Origin of the sequence: Paenibacillus sp. Soil724D2, from assembly GCF_001427935.1 — a bacterium.
Classification (GTDB): domain Bacteria; phylum Bacillota; class Bacilli; order Paenibacillales; family NBRC-103111; genus Paenibacillus_E.
The window spans coordinates 21,955-38,481 of the sequence record NZ_LMRY01000060.1 but is presented as its reverse complement, the minus strand read 5'-3'; the positions used below and the strand labels follow the sequence as shown (position 1 = coordinate 38,481).

General features: G+C 42.0%; 13 protein-coding genes and 1 pseudogene. 13 read left to right on the top strand and 1 reads right to left on the bottom strand.

Annotation, left to right across the window (positions count from 1 at the left end; translation table 11 throughout):
- Positions 1-2 precede the first annotated feature (2 nt).
- The 7 genes from ASG85_RS35500 (at position 3) to ASG85_RS35470 (ending at position 10,888) form a co-directional block, all read left to right on the top strand.
- Positions 3-4,898, top strand: a complete 4,896-nt coding sequence (locus tag ASG85_RS35500) for a pectinesterase family protein (RefSeq protein ID WP_060649378.1) — start codon at positions 3-5, stop codon at positions 4,896-4,898.
- Between the two features lie 52 nt (positions 4,899-4,950).
- Positions 4,951-6,183, top strand: coding sequence for an OmpL47-type beta-barrel domain-containing protein (locus ASG85_RS35495; protein ID WP_060649377.1), 1,233 nt, complete (start codon positions 4,951-4,953; stop codon positions 6,181-6,183).
- Between the two features lie 156 nt (positions 6,184-6,339).
- Complete coding sequence (locus tag ASG85_RS35490; protein ID WP_057303790.1) at positions 6,340-7,128, top strand: hypothetical protein; 789 nt, start codon at positions 6,340-6,342, stop codon at positions 7,126-7,128.
- The gene (locus ASG85_RS35485; RefSeq protein ID WP_060649376.1) at positions 7,129-7,581 is read left to right on the top strand and encodes a hypothetical protein; all 453 of its coding nucleotides are present in this window, start codon (positions 7,129-7,131) and stop codon (positions 7,579-7,581) included.
- Positions 7,582-7,896: 315 nt separating this feature from the next.
- Positions 7,897-8,376, top strand: coding sequence for a DUF6530 family protein (locus ASG85_RS35480; RefSeq protein WP_060649375.1), 480 nt, complete (start codon positions 7,897-7,899; stop codon positions 8,374-8,376).
- Between the two features lie 24 nt (positions 8,377-8,400).
- Entirely contained in the window at positions 8,401-10,488 is a 2,088-nt protein-coding gene (locus tag ASG85_RS35475) for an AAA family ATPase (protein ID WP_060649374.1), read from the top strand.
- Between the two features lie 40 nt (positions 10,489-10,528).
- Complete coding sequence (locus ASG85_RS35470; RefSeq protein ID WP_060649373.1) at positions 10,529-10,888, top strand: GIY-YIG nuclease family protein; 360 nt, start codon at positions 10,529-10,531, stop codon at positions 10,886-10,888.
- 231 nt (positions 10,889-11,119) lie between these two features.
- Here ASG85_RS35470 and ASG85_RS35465 read toward each other — a convergent pair whose 3' ends face one another.
- Positions 11,120-12,007: a fructose bisphosphate aldolase gene (locus tag ASG85_RS35465; RefSeq protein ID WP_060649372.1), complete on the bottom strand. Its 888-nt coding sequence runs from the start codon at positions 12,005-12,007 to the stop codon at positions 11,120-11,122.
- Between the two features lie 255 nt (positions 12,008-12,262).
- Here ASG85_RS35465 and ASG85_RS35460 point away from each other — a divergent pair, with 255 nt between their 5' ends.
- The 6 genes and pseudogenes from ASG85_RS35460 (at position 12,263) to ASG85_RS35435 (ending at position 16,266) form a co-directional block, all read left to right on the top strand.
- Entirely contained in the window at positions 12,263-12,916 is a 654-nt protein-coding gene (locus tag ASG85_RS35460) for a TetR/AcrR family transcriptional regulator (protein WP_060649371.1), read from the top strand.
- A 20-nt stretch (positions 12,917-12,936) separates the two neighbouring features.
- The gene (locus ASG85_RS35455) at positions 12,937-13,302 is read left to right on the top strand and encodes a DUF4180 domain-containing protein (RefSeq protein WP_057303797.1); all 366 of its coding nucleotides are present in this window, start codon (positions 12,937-12,939) and stop codon (positions 13,300-13,302) included.
- A 63-nt stretch (positions 13,303-13,365) separates the two neighbouring features.
- A complete protein-coding gene (locus tag ASG85_RS35450) occupies positions 13,366-14,010 on the top strand; it encodes a formylglycine-generating enzyme family protein (protein WP_200961734.1) in 645 nt (214 codons plus the stop codon).
- A gap of 170 nt (positions 14,011-14,180) precedes the next feature.
- A pseudogene (locus ASG85_RS37510) lies at positions 14,181-14,303 on the top strand (DUF255 domain-containing protein); the annotation flags it as partial.
- A 359-nt stretch (positions 14,304-14,662) separates the two neighbouring features.
- Positions 14,663-15,292, top strand: coding sequence for a TetR/AcrR family transcriptional regulator (locus ASG85_RS35440; RefSeq protein WP_060649368.1), 630 nt, complete (start codon positions 14,663-14,665; stop codon positions 15,290-15,292).
- Positions 15,289-16,266 carry an alpha/beta hydrolase gene (locus ASG85_RS35435; protein ID WP_060649367.1) on the top strand — a complete coding sequence of 326 codons (978 nt, stop codon included), beginning with the start codon at positions 15,289-15,291 and terminating at the stop codon, positions 16,264-16,266. Before ASG85_RS35440 ends, ASG85_RS35435 begins: the two co-directional genes overlap by 4 nt.
- Positions 16,267-16,527 lie beyond the last annotated feature (261 nt).

The window sequence follows — 16,527 nt, the reverse complement described above, 5'->3', positions numbered from 1 at the left end:
ACATGAAGAAGGCCCTAAGTATAGGGATGTGCCTTTTGCTAGGATTAAGCGTATTCCCGTTAACTATGAATGCTGAAGCTTCAACGATGACGACTATGGCGCAGACAATATCTGTACTCACGAATCCGACAGGACTGACAGCGACTTCAGGCGATAATCAGGTTGCTTTATCCTGGAATTCCGTATCGGGTGCCGTATCGTACAAGGTGAAGCGAAGCACGATAAACGGCGGACCGTATGAAACGATCGCAAGTAATATTTCAACTATATCTTACACGGATACTTCAGCTTCAAACGGCATGATCTACTACTACGTGGTGACAGCTGTCGGCTCAACAATGGAGAGCATGATCTCGAATCAGGCTAAAGCTGCTCCGTATACTCCGATTTCGGGGGCACCTGCCGTTCCTGTTGATTTCTCTGCCACAGCAAATGACGGAAGTGTAGAATTATCATGGACGGCAGTTCCTGGAGCAGCTTCTTATTCTTTAAAAAGAGGCGAAACGAGCGGCGGTCCGTATACGGCCGTTGGCAGTGGTCTGACTTCAACGACTTACAAGGATACTACGGTTACAAATGGGAAGCAGTACTATTATGTCGTCTCAGCTGTAAATTCTAGCGGTGAAAGCCAACATACAGATGAGCTTATTGTCACACCTGCTAGGGTTGTTACTGTAGCACAGGATGGAAGCGGCGATTTCACAAACGTGACTAATGCTCTCGCTACCATTCCTGCTAATAATAATGTCCGTACGGTCATTTATTTGAAAAAGGGTACATATCGAGAAAGATCTATCGTAACCGCTCCTTATGTGAGCCTTGTGGGTGCTGGACGGGATGATACGAAAATCGTTTACGACCTTTCAAACGCTGATATGCCTAACCAAGCTGTAAATGGCGCAACCGTAGCTGTAAGTGGAGATTATTTTACTGCAGCTAACCTGACGATTGAAAATGACTCCAAGCCAAGCGACGGTCAGGCTCTAGCCTTGTCCGTTAACGCAGACCAAGCCGTTTTTGAGAATGTGAAGCTTGTCGGCTATCAAGATACGTTGTACGCGGGTATCCGAACGGCTAGTCCGCGACTCGGCCGACAGTATTATCGCAACAGTGTGATTATGGGCCGCACAGACTTTATTTATGGTCCGGCAAGTGCAGCCGTATTCGATCATGTTGATGCAATCAGTATAAATGCATCGGATTCAGGCGGTTATGTTACGGCGGCTGCAACAAAAAATGAAACTGATCCTGGCCTTGTGTTTATCAATTCAAGGCTTCTGAAAGACAGTTCCACCAATGGTCTTCATTATTTGGGCAGACCATGGCAGGATAAGCCATCTACGCGTTACATCAATACCTGGATGGATAGTCATATACAGCCTGAAGGCTGGACGCCCATGCAAGTTCCGCCTTTCTTCTATGGAGAATATAACAGCACCGGTCCGGGTGCAAATCCGGGTACGCGGGTCATGGGAACACAAATGACAGCTGACGAGGCTAGTGCCTTAACGATTCCGCGAATGTTTGACGGATGGGATCCAAGTAAATCGGTCATCATTCCAATGATGTTTCCAAAACTTACTCCTGCTGTTTCACCGGCGTTGCCAGACGGGCAAAATGGGGCTTATACCAAACCGGTGATGGTTTATATGGAAGTGGACGGAGCGCTTCCTGAGGACAATCGTGTTCAGTATCGGATAAATGGCGGAAATTGGGGTGCCTATACGACTGAATTCGAGGTCGGCCAAACAGGTACGAACATGATCGACTATCGTTTTGTCGACAAAGCAGGCAATGCGAGCGCTGTAAAAACATTAACAATCAAAATCGATCCGACTGCCACAACAAGAGTTCCGGCTTTCCCAGGGGCTGAAGGAGCCGCCATGTATGCAAAAGGTGGCCGTGGGGGTCAAGTTTATGAAGTAACGACCCTACAGGATTATGACCCTTCGAAGGGTGAAGCCGCTATTCCGGGTACTTTGCGAGATGCTGTAAGTACAGGAAATCGGACGGTAGTGTTTAGAGTATCCGGTACGATTAACCTGAAGAGGGGACTGGATATTACTTCCGGGAACTTGACAATAGCAGGGCAAACTGCACCCGGTGATGGTATTGCTGTTAGCGGGTATATGGTCAAGTTCGGAAATAACGACATAGGAACAGACCTTATTATCCGATATATACGTTTTAGAAATGGCATTAACGTGTTAAGCGATACGGCTGACATTTCGGGCAACAATATTATTGTCGATCACTGCTCCTTCAGTTGGAGCTCGGATGAGACGTTCACTGTGAAAAATCGTAAAAACTTTACAGTTCAGTGGAGCATCATTAGCGACAGTCTGAATCAGTCGATTCACGGCAAAGGAGCGCACGGTTACGGGGGGATATGGGGGGGGACGAATGCGACCTATCACCATAATCTGATCGCCAATCATAACAGTAGAAACCCTCGTTTTGACCGACAAACAGATCCGGACAATTATCCGACCAAAATCGACTATCGAAATAACGTTGTGTATAACTGGGGTGCAAACTCAGCCTACGGCGGCGAGCAGGCAACGGGTATCAATATGATCAACAACTACTACAAGCCAGGTCCGAGTACATTTGATAATGTGAAAAACCGGATCGTCGCGCCGTCCAGCGCAATATTCAGCGGTACATGGTATATCGATGGCAATTATATGGAAGGATCACCAGATGTTTCGGCAGATAACTGGGTTACAAACAGCAATGGGTCATGGAAAGCAATCAGTCCTGAAGGACCCTTAGTTCGCAAGTTTGAGCCTATGGTTATTCCTGACGCATCGGACCCTATCGGCGGTTCCGTTACTACGGACACGGCGCAAGTCGCCTATGAGAAAGTGCTGGAAAGTGCGGGCGCCTCTTTGCCTAAGAGAGATTCTTTGGATGCTAGGATTATGAATGATGTCAGAAATGGTTCTGGGAGAATTACCAATTCGATCCAGAGCGACGGAGGATTGCCCGAATTAAATTCCGCACCTGCACCTCAGGACAACGATCACGACGGAATCGCGGATACCTGGGAAACGGAAAATGGCCTAAATCCGAGTGTTAGTACGGACGGAGCAGCGATCGCAAGCAACGGTTACACGAACTTGGAAAATTATATCAATTCACTGGTTGTTTTGGTTTCTGAAAATCCAACGATTACGACATCGAGTCCTAATCACCAAACATCGTTTCAAGTTGGAACTCCTATCACGATCACTGCTGAAGCGGCGGATAAGGAGGGGATAGCTAAGGTTAAGTTTTATTCCAGTGATCAAGAGCTCGGTGAGGACAAAACGGCACCGTATTCCTTCACTTGGGAAAATGCGCCGGAAGGCGAGCATTATATTTACACAAAGGCGATAGACAACGCAGGATATATGACTTTGTCCGCCGTAAGCATTATCTATGTGAACGGGCCTAACAACACAGCTCCTCTGGTATCACAAGATATTGGCCAAGTAGCGATTGCTGGCAGCGCTAGTTTGGAAGGAACGACTTATACGGTAAAAGGATCCGGAGAGGTGAGAAATGGCTCGGATTCATTCCACTATGTGTACCAGCCAGTTCAAGGAAACTTTGAGATGCTCGCGTATGTAAACTTTGATTCCGAAATAGATGATACCGCAAAGGCTGGATTAATGATTCGCAGCAGTCTTGCAGCCGATTCTCCCGCTACGGCTATTGTATTAGCACCGGAACCAAATGAAACCATCGATACGAGCGGAAGAAGAGCTCTCTTTATGAATCGAAGCACAGCTGGTGGAAGGTACAGTACAAATAGTGTAACATCAAGCACGCTTAAAGCGCCTTTCTGGTTGAAGATTGTAAGAAATGAGAATGTTATTTCCGGTTTTGTTTCTACAGACAAAAATAGTTGGGCACTGGTTGACACTGCAAATACGAATTTACCGGACCAAGTCTATGTCGGTATGGCTGTTGATGCAGGTAAAGCAACAAGCAACTCTGATTATTTAACGGCTGCCACATTTTCTAATGTGAGTTTTAACCGTTCTGCTGGATTTACCGTCAGCAATGCGGTCAGCGAAACAGTTAACATTCCAATTTACACGATAAAAGGGAATATGATCGATAGTGCTAAATTGACGGTAACTAATAATGGAACAACTGTTGTCGACGCCGTATATACAGAAGCTGGTTCGGAATTTGAACATAAAATTCAGCTTGTTGATGGAGTTAACGCGATCACAATTTCTGCAAAGAGCGATATGCTCGGCGACGTGGTTAATACCAAAACAATCACAGTAACGTATAACAAATCCGCGGTTGTCATTACAAGTGAAATACCTGCGACAGTAAACGCTGCCGACTTTAACTTATTGGCTAGCGTAAGCCGAAACTCGAGTGTGACGGTTAAAATAAACGGAAATACGGTGCTGAATAAAGCTAACAAGTTGGCAAACGAACCATTTAATGTTCCGTTAAACTTGCAGGAAGGTCCGAACGAAATCATCGTTTATGCTATTGATGAGTACGGGATCGATTCAACGAATACGTATTCAATAACCTATGTTCAAGATTGGGGCAGCGGATTGTTTGCTTTTTCGGGGTTGATCTTAAGCGATTTGAGTGGAAACGCGCTTTCCGGTTTAAGAGGTTCACAGGATACAATTGTGACTGCGACCGTTCATAACAATTCCGAAATCGCTCAAAGCGGTGTATTTGTAATCGCTCTTTATGACCAACATGACCGGAAAGTAAAATATTCCTTCATCACTCAAACAGTTCCTAGCCACGGGGATAAACAAATCAAAGCGATTGTAAATGTACCGAAGGATGTCACCGGTTATAAAGTGAAGATGTATGCACTTAATAAAATGTCCGATCAGACGCCGATTTCCAACACGATCATTAGTCCTTAAGCAGTGAGACTTTGCAGCGCACTCAAAGATCCCTATATTAGGAGGAATACGATTGAGAAGATGGTCAATAATCATTTTATCGCTCCTTTTGTGCTTCGGGATGATGGCTCCGCTTGCGATAGCTTCATCTTTGACGGTAAGCGCATCGTTTGATAACATCACCCGAATCGCAACGGTTTCAGGCCATTTAGGTTCAGTGGAAGGGCAAATCGTCAGCATACAAGTAAGAAGCCCATTGAATCAATTGGATTATTTGAATCAAAGTAGGAGTGGCCCAGGTGGAGCTTTCCAGTTTACTTATAAGACCAGTCAAGAAGTTCCGGGGACGTATCAAGTAACTGTCGGTGGCCAAAATGCCGACGCGATTGCCACTGCCACGTTTCATGTTCAACCTGTCATTGCGGAGCTTGAGGCAAAAGTGTCACCTGAGCAACCTGACGGCCAAAATGGCTGGTATATACATCCGGTTAACGTTACCATCGAAACTGTGAACGGAATACCCGAAGACAACAAGATCGAATACCGTATAAATCAAGGGGCTTGGACAACATATAGTTCGGCGATTAATGTTAATACGGATGGTACCCATACTGTTGAGTACCGCAGAGTTGGTGAGGAAGGAATTCCTGGTAAAGTAAAGTCAACGATCATTAAATTAGACGCACAGGCACCGGTTACCACCGCTGCTACAAGTCCAATTGACGGAAAGAACGGCTGGTATATCTCGAGCCCGACGGTGACGCTTGCGGCTACTGATAACACATCGGTCACTCAAACGGTATATCGTATCGACGGATCTGGGTGGTCTACTTATTCTCAGCCCGTTACTTGGTCTGTTTACGGCGTCCATTCTCTTGAATACAAGAGTATCGATCAAGCTGGGAATGAAGAAGCAGTAAAATCGATATCGCTGAAGGTTGATAAAGAAGCCCCAATGCTTAGTATCGCATTGGATAAGACCACTTTGTGGCCTGCGAATAAAAAGCTGGTAACAGTTACCGCCAGTGTTTATGCAATTGATGATGTGTCCCAAATCGACTCCATCGTGCTGACTTCTATTTCAAGTAACGAGAAAGTAGAACCAGACGATATTCAAGATGCACAATATGGCACGTTTGATACATCTTTTAGACTTCGTGCAGAAAGAACAGGTAATGGTTCGGGACGGGTATATACCATAACGTATATAGCTACAGACCTAGCGGGGAATAAAGCTATTGCAACGGCAACTGTTAAGGTGCCTCAAGACCAGGGCCATAACAATAACGAAGAAAGTAGTGATTAACGGGTATATGAAGCGCATGACGAGAAAGTGCTTAGACAGAACTCGAAAAGTTGCTAGATCTAATGAATCCGCGCCTAGCGCGGGTTTTTTTTTGGTATTGTTAAAGTATCAATAATTTGGGAATAATGTTTCGAAAGTGCAGATAAGGGTGAGACATTGGATAATTTCACAAACACTAATAATAATCGTCGTTATAAAGCTCATGTAAGTATCTTCGGGACAACACAACTACATTTAAAAAGCCCTTACATTGTTGCTTTTTGGTCTGTGGCTTTCCCAGGATTCGGGCACCTGCTTTTATCCAAATATATTCGAGGAATGCTCTTGTTTTTATGGGAACTATTTATCAATCAAATAACACATCTAAATTTAGCTATGGTTTATTCGTTTATGGGGGATATTGAATCAGCAAAAGCAGTTCTAGATGTAAAGATGATGCATTTATACATTCCTGTTTATATTTTTGCTATCTGGGACAGTTATCGCTCAACGGTGGATTTAAATAAAATTTATCTTCTTGCTGAAAGAGAAAACGCGCCATTTAATACATTTAGTATTGGTGCACTAGAAATCAATTACCTTGACAAAAAGAACCCTTTACTCGCTTTTTTATGCTCACTGACAATACCCAGTGTGGGACAATTATATATCAACAGATTCGTCCTTGGTTTCTTCAATCTCGTGATGACCGTAATCATTGTTTTTTATTCACATTTTCTTGAAGCGTTTCATTATTTGCTCTTAGGGAATATTTCGAAATCCACAAGTGTATTAAATGCACAATGGCTTTTATATTTACCATCTTTTTATTTTTTTACAATTTATGATTCTTATACAAACGCAGTAGAAAACAATAAATTATTCGAACAAGAACAAAAGAATTACTTGAAGAAAAATTATCAACCATCAGGTTTTATGATAATGAAAGGAAATAAGGTGAAATAAGTGCAAATTTATTCCACATTTGAACATTCCAGTTACATTGAATTAGCTATAGCAAAATTAGAGGAAAAAGGTATTACAGATATATTTGCCGTTCCGTTAGATAATCGTTCGGTAGAACGTAAATTATTTGATACCATCCATCAGTCCGACGGAGTTTCTTTTATTGGAAAAGGAATGGGACTTGCTGTCATATTTTCAGTAATAGGTGCCAGTAGAGGGTTTGTTCTTGAGTGGGGGCCTATCTATTGGGGATTGATTGGAGCAGTCTCAGGGTTTGTCCTTGGTGTTTTAATTGATTTATACATATATAAAGTTTATAAAAAGAAGAAGAGAGTGTTAAAAGGGAAAAACTCAGAAGTAATCCTGATTATCGATTGCGATGAGAGTCAAGAGGAATTAGTTGAAGGAGTTCTTTGGGAGCACCTAGCATTAGGATTAGCAAAAATAAAATAATTAGGGGAAACTTTAGTTCAACAATTAACGGGTAGCCTTAGTCAATTGGGTTTACCCTTTTTGCACGCATTAGCCTTGCTGTCATAGCGGGGTTTTTCCTTTTATTGGGGTATGTTAAAAGCCGCTTGATTGCGGCATTTTATATTTTAAAGACATAAGTTGGTAATGGGTGTATAGAAAATACCTTTCCAAGAACAACTTTTGGTCATATAACCGGATTGACAGATGATGGAATGCAGTTTAATATAAATTTTATATTTAGTAAATTAGTAATTTAGTAAATAAGTAATTCATAAAATGGAGAGTGTGGATAAAATGAAAATACCAACGACTTTAAAACATAAGCCTGTTATCGTTTCAGAAAATTATGAGCAGGTTGACGGCCGGTATGCCGGGAATACGGATGCAAAAGGTTTATCCCTGGGATTGGCCCAGTGGAATGATAGGGGGAAGGTCGAGATCTCGGCAAAAGTGTGGAGATACACAGGGGAAAAATGGTCAAGGCAGTCGGAGGAGTTGCCTATGCACCGTGTTCTTGACCTTGCCGTTTTGATTTGCAGAAGCAGCTTATATTTTCAGGATGCCTATCGTTTCCCGAAAATGTATGACCCTGATAACACGATGATTGACCGCATTGGGCTGCAAGGGGATGCTATGAGTGTCTCCGTGTGTGCAGAAAATCCCATGATTGATAATGATATTAAGTTATTTGCTCAGGCTCTTAATGATGATGGTGAAATGATTGGAGAACGCCTTCGTGTCTTATCCAGTCTTCTGAAGGAAATGGGGTATTAACCAATTTAGGAAAGGTGAAAAGGTATGAACAATCAGGAAGAATATAAATTGTCGCCAACGAGACAACTCTCGGATATAGAAAAAGGACTTATTTGGAAAAAGCCGTTATCTCATAAGGTAAGTGAAGAAGAACTGCGTATTTGCAAAGAAATTAAGCGAAACTGGCATCGAGGGGAAATGAAAATCGCCAATATTTTGTTAGAAGGTGACGCCGGTTCCGGTAAAACACAACTTGCCAAAGCATTGTCGGCTGAATTCGGGCTGCCTTATACGAAAGTGACTTGTTTTGCCGATATGGATAAATCAGATATCATTGGCGCTATTTTGCCAGTAATTTCATCTGAGCGATTAGAACAGGTGGAGTCTGCGGAGCAATCCGTTTTGAAGGAGGACGATGTGGTTGAGTATCGATTTTACCCCTCCGAAATCGTCAGAGCCTATCAAAAAGGCTATCTTCTGGAAATCCAAGAACCAACCGTTATCCGGGATGCCGCGGTGTTAATGGCACTCAATTCTGCCTTAGAACTGGATGGCAGCATTAACCTTCCCACAGAAATCATTCGCAGGCACCCGGATTTCATAGCGGTTATCACAACAAACCGAAGTTATGCAGGGACTAGGCCGCTAAATGAAGCACTGCGTGACAGAGTTCAGCATACGGAAAAGATGGACCTGCCAACCAAAGAAATTATGATTGAACGGGCTATGTCCAAAACTGGTTATAGGGACGAAAAGGTGTTGGATGTTTTAGCAGATATCATTATTATCTTGGACAAAACAGCCCGTGCTAATGCAATTAAAGGCGTGGCGGGTATGCGTTCATTTTTTTATTGGGCAGATGCCGTTGCAGGGGGTGCTTCAGCAAAAGAATCCCTATATCATAAAGTCATCTACAAGATTACAACCGATTCCGAAGAAATCAAACTATTGGAAGAAGCACTGAAAAGCCATGGTTTGTTAGCGGGTTTAGATCAAATTGAGATGGAATTAAAAAAAAAAAGAATTTTTGATGAGGTAGAGATAAGAACATGTGGAAACATCGACGATACTGATTTTGACCACAACAAGAAGGTGGAGGAACAGGGGATCGTATTAAAAAAATCTGCGGATAGTGACGAAAGTACTTCCGACGTTTCTGATGATTCTACCGATATGGAAAGTTCAGAAATGGGGGAGGACGGTACTCCCAAATATCATCAGTCAAATCCTGAAACAATGTCAGACGATGCGAAACAAAAAGATCGGGATTTCCGTAAAAAGCTGAATCGCGACGCAAGGGAGGTTGTATCCGATTCTATTCATAAAAAGGTTAAGCTCATTGTTCACCGCCCGGATTACGGTTATGAATCTGAGCAGGAATATATCAGTCTAAGTAAGGAACTCATGCCTGTCGTACGTGAGATTGCTAGAAAGACACTTCCGCTGTTGGAACATGAGACTTCCTCTGAATTTGCAAGGAATCAATTTTATGGCAGCAAATTTCAAGCGGATAGCGTTGCTTACCGAGATTTTAGGTATTTTGCCAAGAAACGTCCTCCAACAGAATCCCCCTCTCTTGCGGTCGGCCTAAGGGTTGATGAGTCAGCATCCATGTCAGCTTTTGGGAGATTAGAAGCTGCAAAGCGTGCAGTGATAGCCGTATATGAATTTTGTCAAATGTGTCATATTCCCATATTGATCTATGGGGATACCGCGGATGCGTCCAAGCAGGAGCAAATGTCGATTTATGCGTATACCGATTTTGATAAAACAGATGCCAATGACCGATTCAGACTTATGGGGATTCGTGCTAGAAGTAATAACCGTGATGGAATGGCTCTCAGAATTATGGCAGACCGATTAGCGGGTTCACTACAACAGACCAAATTATTGATCAGCATAAGTGATGGGCAACCCAAAGCAATGGATGATTATACCGGAAATTATGCAATCAAAGATATGCAACAAACCATAGCCGAATATGAACGGAAAGGAATCACATTTCTTGCAGCGGCAATTGGCCAGGACAAGGAAGTGATTAATCAAATCTATGGGAATGAGAAGTTTTTGGATATTACAAATCTAACAGAGTTGCCTTCAAAGTTGGTTCGGATTATCGCCCGGTATTTGTGATCGTTGTCATCATTTATAGGACCAGAAAGGAGAAATATGCATGGATAAGAACAAGCGCAAGGAGCTTCAGGAAGAATACAAGCAGATTAAGACCTACATGGGTGCCATACAAATAACAAACAAGGCCAATGGCAAAATCTACGTAGATAGCTTTCCCAACCTGAAAAACAAATGGATGACCTTACAGATGCAATTGGACATGGGAAGATTCGCAAATGCCCAATTGCAAAAAGATTGGAAAGAACTAGGGGCTGAAACTTTCACCTATGAGGTACTAGAGCAGAAGGAAGCTGACGGAGTTACTGACGTGCGCTGGGAGCTTAAACAAATGGAAAAGCGGTGGCTGGAGAAATTGCAGCCTTACGAAGACAGAGGATATAATAAGGCGCCATTATCTTAGATGTACACAAAGCGGTCGAGTGAAATTTGATGAAGAAAAAGATCGTGTGGAAAATGTTAGATAAGAAAACGGCAGAGATGCCGTTTTTATCGAAGGAGAGCTCATTGCTAACAGCGAAAGGTCAATGAGTGAATAGACTTCGTCAGCAAACAAGCAACGACCCCGAGCTTTTAATAAGTTCGGAGTCGTTTATTATTTGTTGGATTCGCTTGAATGACCAAGTGAACTCCCTTATTTGATGGAGGCTTCATAAATGTCACGAATGGTTTTGGAAAGCATCGTGTTGAATTCATCCTCTGTTTGCTCGACGGTTAGTCCCTGCGATAAGGCACGGGAGAAACTGGCGATCAATCCATGATTATGTCCCAGCTTTTCGTTTGCTTCCGCTTGCGTGTAGCCGCCTGATAAAGCCACAACCCGTACAACACGAGGATCCTCCATTAAATCGCTGTAGAAATTGTTTTCCGTCGGTATGGAGAGTTTTAGCATGACTTTTACGTCTTTGCCAAGGTTGGATAATTGATCGAATATCTCATCTTTTAATAGTTTTTCCGATGTTTCCTTATCTGCGCTGTGGATATCAACTTCCGGTTCGATAATCGGAACCAGACCCATCTGGGCGATTTGATTACCGATGGCAAACTGTTGCTCAACGACTTTTTTGATTCCGGCAGGATTGGCTTCCTTAATAAGCGAGCGCATTTTAGTCCCGAAGATGTTTCGCTCAGCCGCCCGCTTCAGAAGGTCGTTTAAACCGGAAATGGGCTTCATGAGCTGAACCCCGTTTTCAAGGTCGGCGAGCCCTTTATCGACTTTTAGAAAAGGCACAATGCCTTTCTTCTCCCAAAGATAATCGGCTGTAAATTGCCCGTCAATGGAACGATCCATTGTGTTCTCAAATAAAATCGCTCCTAAAATGTACTGGGAATCAAACGCGAAACTCTTAATAATACGCGTTCTCATCTCATGCACCAATGCATACATCTCTTCTTCATTTGAATATCTGTTTTCCTTAATGCCATACTGCAGCAAAGCCTTAGGAGTACTTCCGCCGCTTTGGTCCAAGGCAGCTATAAAGCCCTTTCCCGTATGGATACGCTCCAATTGCGTTGTATTCATGGCTGTTTCTCCTTCCCTTTCGTGGACTGAATTGCATCTTGAATCATTTAATTATAGCACTTTTACTTGCAGGGATACATGCTAGGTTGTCCTTGTCGAGTAAGCATTGTCAGCAAGTTTAATCAAGAGTCATATATCCCCCTAGGCTCCATATATGAATCGAATCCTGGTTTGACATAAGTGAAAATTAAGGTTACATTTTATTTATTCTGACCATACGGTATAAAAAAACTCGGATGAACGAGGAGGAGAAAAATGCCTAAAGTAGGAATGGAGCCAAAACGTCGAGCAGACGTTATTAACGCCACACTCATTTGTATCAGCAGACACGGGATTGATGGCATGACTCTGGATAAAGTTGCTGAGTATGCGGGTTGCTCAAAGGGCGTTGTCACTTATTATTTTAAGAATAAAGATAACTTAATCATAGAAGCTTTTAAGTCGTTCATAGCCTATTATGGCTTAAAGATCCAATCAGAAATCCAGAAAACAATGAAAGCAGAGGAAATGATCGATGTCACGTTGAAGCACATCCTCCCGCCATATAGCGATGATAGGCAAAAGACGGTCAATGTTTCGGAACTTGATGGGATTGAGAGGATGTTTATTCCGCATGAAGATCAAGCGAAACTTTTTCTTCAGTTCTTCTCCAAAGCTGTATTGGATCGCAATTTACAAGAGGTAGTATCCAAAAGCTATATGGAAGATCTTCACGGCATTGCGAGGATCTTTGAATACGGCAACATCTCGGGGCAAATGAAGGTGGACGATTCCAAAAGCGCTGCTTACGGCCTCTTGGCGATGGTGGTTGGACTAAGCTTCTTTAGAGTAGCGAATATCCCTCCATTGAATAATGAGGATAATCGATATATCTGTGAGGATTATGTCAGAAGATTAACTAAAAGTTGAATGATGCATGGAGGATGAATATGAAAATAATTACAATCAAAAAGAACGATGTAGAAATGGCCGTCGTTGAAAACAACGAAATATTGATAACTGATGTTCAGTCGGCTTTAGATTTAATGGCAACTGTACAATTTGAAGCAGGATGTGATCGTATCATTTTAAATCGATCGGCATTAAGTGAGGACTTTTTCGATTTAAAAACACGGCTTGCAGGAGAAATATTACAAAAATTCATAAATTATCGAAAGAAAGTTGCAATCGTTGGTGATTTTTCTATCTTTTCAAGTGAAAGCTTGAAGGATTTCATCTATGAGTGTAACAAGGGGAAGGATATCTTTTTCTTGTCAAATGAAAAAGAAGCTATTGATAAATTGAGCAGCAGTTAACACAGGTGAGATTAGGAGGAAGATGGAGTGTCAAATGTAGTACAGAGTCTTGCTGATTATCCGATGATAAAAGTTCCTGGTGGAGAAATAGATTTAAGGGACGATCGAACAACATCTAAATGGAAGGTTAACATACAACCGTTTCTTCTTGCTCGGTATCCTGTCACTAAGGAACTTTATTTTGCCTTTTCACAGAAATCATCTATTTCATATGACGGAGATCAAAATCCGGTTGTGAATATTTCATGGAACGACGCCATTTCTTTTTGTAATCTACTTTCTCAGAAAGTTGGTTTGAAAGAGTGTTATTTGATAAGTAATGATGGTGAAAATATCATCTGTGATTGGGAAGCAGATGGCTATCGCCTCCCTTCCGAAGCGGAATGGCAGTACGCATGTAAAGCAGGAACTACTGGATACAGATACGGAGAGCTTGATAAGATTGCCTGGTATAACGAAAATTCAGCTGGCACGACCCATGAAGTAGGAAGAAAGGAACCGAATGCATGGGGGCTGTACGATATGCTAGGGAATGTTTGGGAGTGGTGCTGGGATTTATACGATCTGAACGTATATGGCTCCTACCGAATTTTTCGTGGTGGCAGCTGGGCTGAAGAGGCCAGAGGTTGTGGGGCTACGTGTCGTCGTCGCAGTCACCCGACATTTACCATCGATGACCTTGGATTCCGAATTGCTAAGTCTATGTAAGTGGTGACAAATGCAGGAGAGCTCAGCGAAGGCAGCGATGAAGTCAGGAGATTGTTTCCCACCCAAGGCCTACCAAAATCGGCAACCAAAACAGCAAAGATGGGTTGTCAAAATCATAATCAAAACTTATGTCAAGAGACATGGGTTTTTCTTTTTGTTGTTAGCCAAAGGAAAAGTCGCCGTATTTGCTGCAACATGCGTACAATCCGGTAGATTGCTTCCCTTGTTCGGAGGAGGCTTTTGAAATTGCAAAACGTAACAATAAGCTCGTCTTTTTATTTATTGGGTATAGCTGACGTTTGCTACTCACGAGAACATGCTATTGTTGGGTTGTTCGTGTGAATCAATTATAAAGTATTTTCAGATTTAAGTATGAAGCTGAAACTGCTGCTTACTTTATACATTCATATTAGAAAATCTGCTGAAATACTTAAAGAAGTCGAAGCGTGTATCTCGTACAAAGTAATATAAAAAAACAAGCCGGAGCGCATGTTGGGCAGCGCTCTGGCTTGTTTTTATTTGTGAAGTTTCATCCTACTCATGAGTAAGATGAATTTACTCTTGCTAAAATTACTAATTAGAGATATATTATTAATTAAATAATTGATCATTTAATTAATAAAAAATTCAGTTTAAAGGGAGGGGAATACATTTGGCAAGACCAATCAATGAAGAAAAAAGACAGGAGCGGCGTAGTTGTATCCTAAAAGAAGCCGTTGTCCTGTTCGCAGAAAATGGATATTCTAATACCACAACGGCTCTCATTGCGCAGAGTGTGGGAGTGACTGCTGGAACCATTTTTCAATATTTCCCAAGTAAAGAAGCCTTATTCTACGCCGCTGTCCTAGAGCCACTTGCTGATATTCAGGTGAAGTCGCTTGCTTGTCTAAAACAAGAGGGGACGCCGGGCGTATTAATTAAGAACATGGTAGAAGAACAATTCAATCATATCTATTGCTATACAAATGAATTGCGGCTTGTTCAATATGTCTTAGGACAACGGATAAGATTTCCTGAACTTACACAGATGGTCCTTGAAAGTACAAAAGTAATGACAGATACTATCGAATGCGTCTATGCCAAGGGACAGTTAATGGGAGAATTCAACAAAAACTTTTCACCAGCTATGATCTCTCGCGCCTATATCTCTTTCTTAAATGGGGTAGCCTTAACTCTTGGAGAAAGTATTATCCATCACCCCGAGTGGGGAAATTTGAAGGAGCATGCCTTATATTTGTTCTCACCCACACAACCTAAAGAAAAAGCGGGGGAATCTGAATGAGTCAAACATCATTACAACCAAATTTGACATTAAAAGTTCGTTCGAAAAAACGGAGGAAAATTTTATTGATCCTAGGGATCGTGCTATTGCTTGTGATGGGTTTTGTATTTTTTATATCCTATAAAGTAATGGATACCTTGATGCATCATCGTAGAGACACTAATGTCAGCTACGACTTGAATATCGATAAAACTCCCTACGAAGAGGTTGAGTTCAAGAGCTTGAAAAATGATACTACGATTAGAGGTTCCTTCTTTCATGCAAATGGTCTTTCCAATAAGGCAAGTGATCAGACGATTATTGTCGTCCATGGATATACAAGCAATCGTTTAGTCAAAGGGCGGACCAAAAAGTTAGTAGAGCATTTCGTTCCGAAAGGCTATAATGTATTGGCATTTGACCTCAGTTCGCAAGGTAAATCCGATGGTAATTTGATTACACTTGGTCTCAATGAAAAATATGATTTGCTTGGAGCTGTAAGCTATTTAAAATCCAGAGACCATGCTGGTGATAACATTGGAGTTATTGGCTTTTCAATGGGTGCTGCTACTTCTTTGCTAGCCGCAAGTGAAAGTGATGACATCAAAGCTGTAATTGCAGATAGTCCTTTTCGTAATGCAGGTCTATTTCTGAGAGAGGGTTTGCCCTTCTTTTCAGGTTTACCTTCTTTTCCATTTAGTTATACATCGATATGGGTGGGTAAATGGGTCATTAAGATTGATCTTGATTCCGTATCTCCTATTGATGTAGCAAAGAAGATGAAAGACAAGCCAGTTATGCTAATTCATGGAACTGGAGATCAGCAAATTAGTTATAAAAATACAGAAGCAATTTTTGAGTCATTAAAAGATGACCCATATGCAGAAGCATGGTACCCGTATAATACGGAGCATATCGATGCCATCAATCATTACCCCACTGAATATTTCCAAAGAGTAGATCGCTTTATGGATAAGTATATAGGAAAAGAGTAGAAACGATATGAAAGCCGGTGTTCCTTATAGTAGGGAAAAACCGGCTTTTCTGCTGTCACTTGACAAAATGATTTAGTAATTCGCTTAGAGTAATTTCATCATTTAAATAAGAGGATATAGCATCACTAGGCTAAAGGAGGAAGATGGAGTGTCAAATGTATTACAGAGTCATGCTGATTATCCGACGGTAAAGGTTCCTGATGGAGAAATAGCTTTAAGGGACGATCGAACTGGCTCTAAATGGAAGGTTACAACAGACAT

Coding starts and splice junctions, on each gene's coding strand:
- ASG85_RS35500 (WP_060649378.1), top strand. CDS start 3: ATGAAGAAGGCCCTAAGTATAGGGATGTGCCTTTTGCTAGGATTAAGC.
- ASG85_RS35480 (WP_060649375.1), top strand. CDS start 7,897: ATGAAAATACCAACGACTTTAAAACATAAGCCTGTTATCGTTTCAGAA.
- ASG85_RS35475 (WP_060649374.1), top strand. CDS start 8,401: ATGAACAATCAGGAAGAATATAAATTGTCGCCAACGAGACAACTCTCG.
- ASG85_RS35470 (WP_060649373.1), top strand. CDS start 10,529: ATGGATAAGAACAAGCGCAAGGAGCTTCAGGAAGAATACAAGCAGATT.
- ASG85_RS35465 (WP_060649372.1), bottom strand. CDS start 12,007: ATGAATACAACGCAATTGGAGCGTATCCATACGGGAAAGGGCTTTATA.
- ASG85_RS35460 (WP_060649371.1), top strand. CDS start 12,263: ATGCCTAAAGTAGGAATGGAGCCAAAACGTCGAGCAGACGTTATTAAC.
- ASG85_RS35455 (WP_057303797.1), top strand. CDS start 12,937: ATGAAAATAATTACAATCAAAAAGAACGATGTAGAAATGGCCGTCGTT.
- ASG85_RS35450 (WP_200961734.1), top strand. CDS start 13,366: ATGATAAAAGTTCCTGGTGGAGAAATAGATTTAAGGGACGATCGAACA.
- ASG85_RS35435 (WP_060649367.1), top strand. CDS start 15,289: ATGAGTCAAACATCATTACAACCAAATTTGACATTAAAAGTTCGTTCG.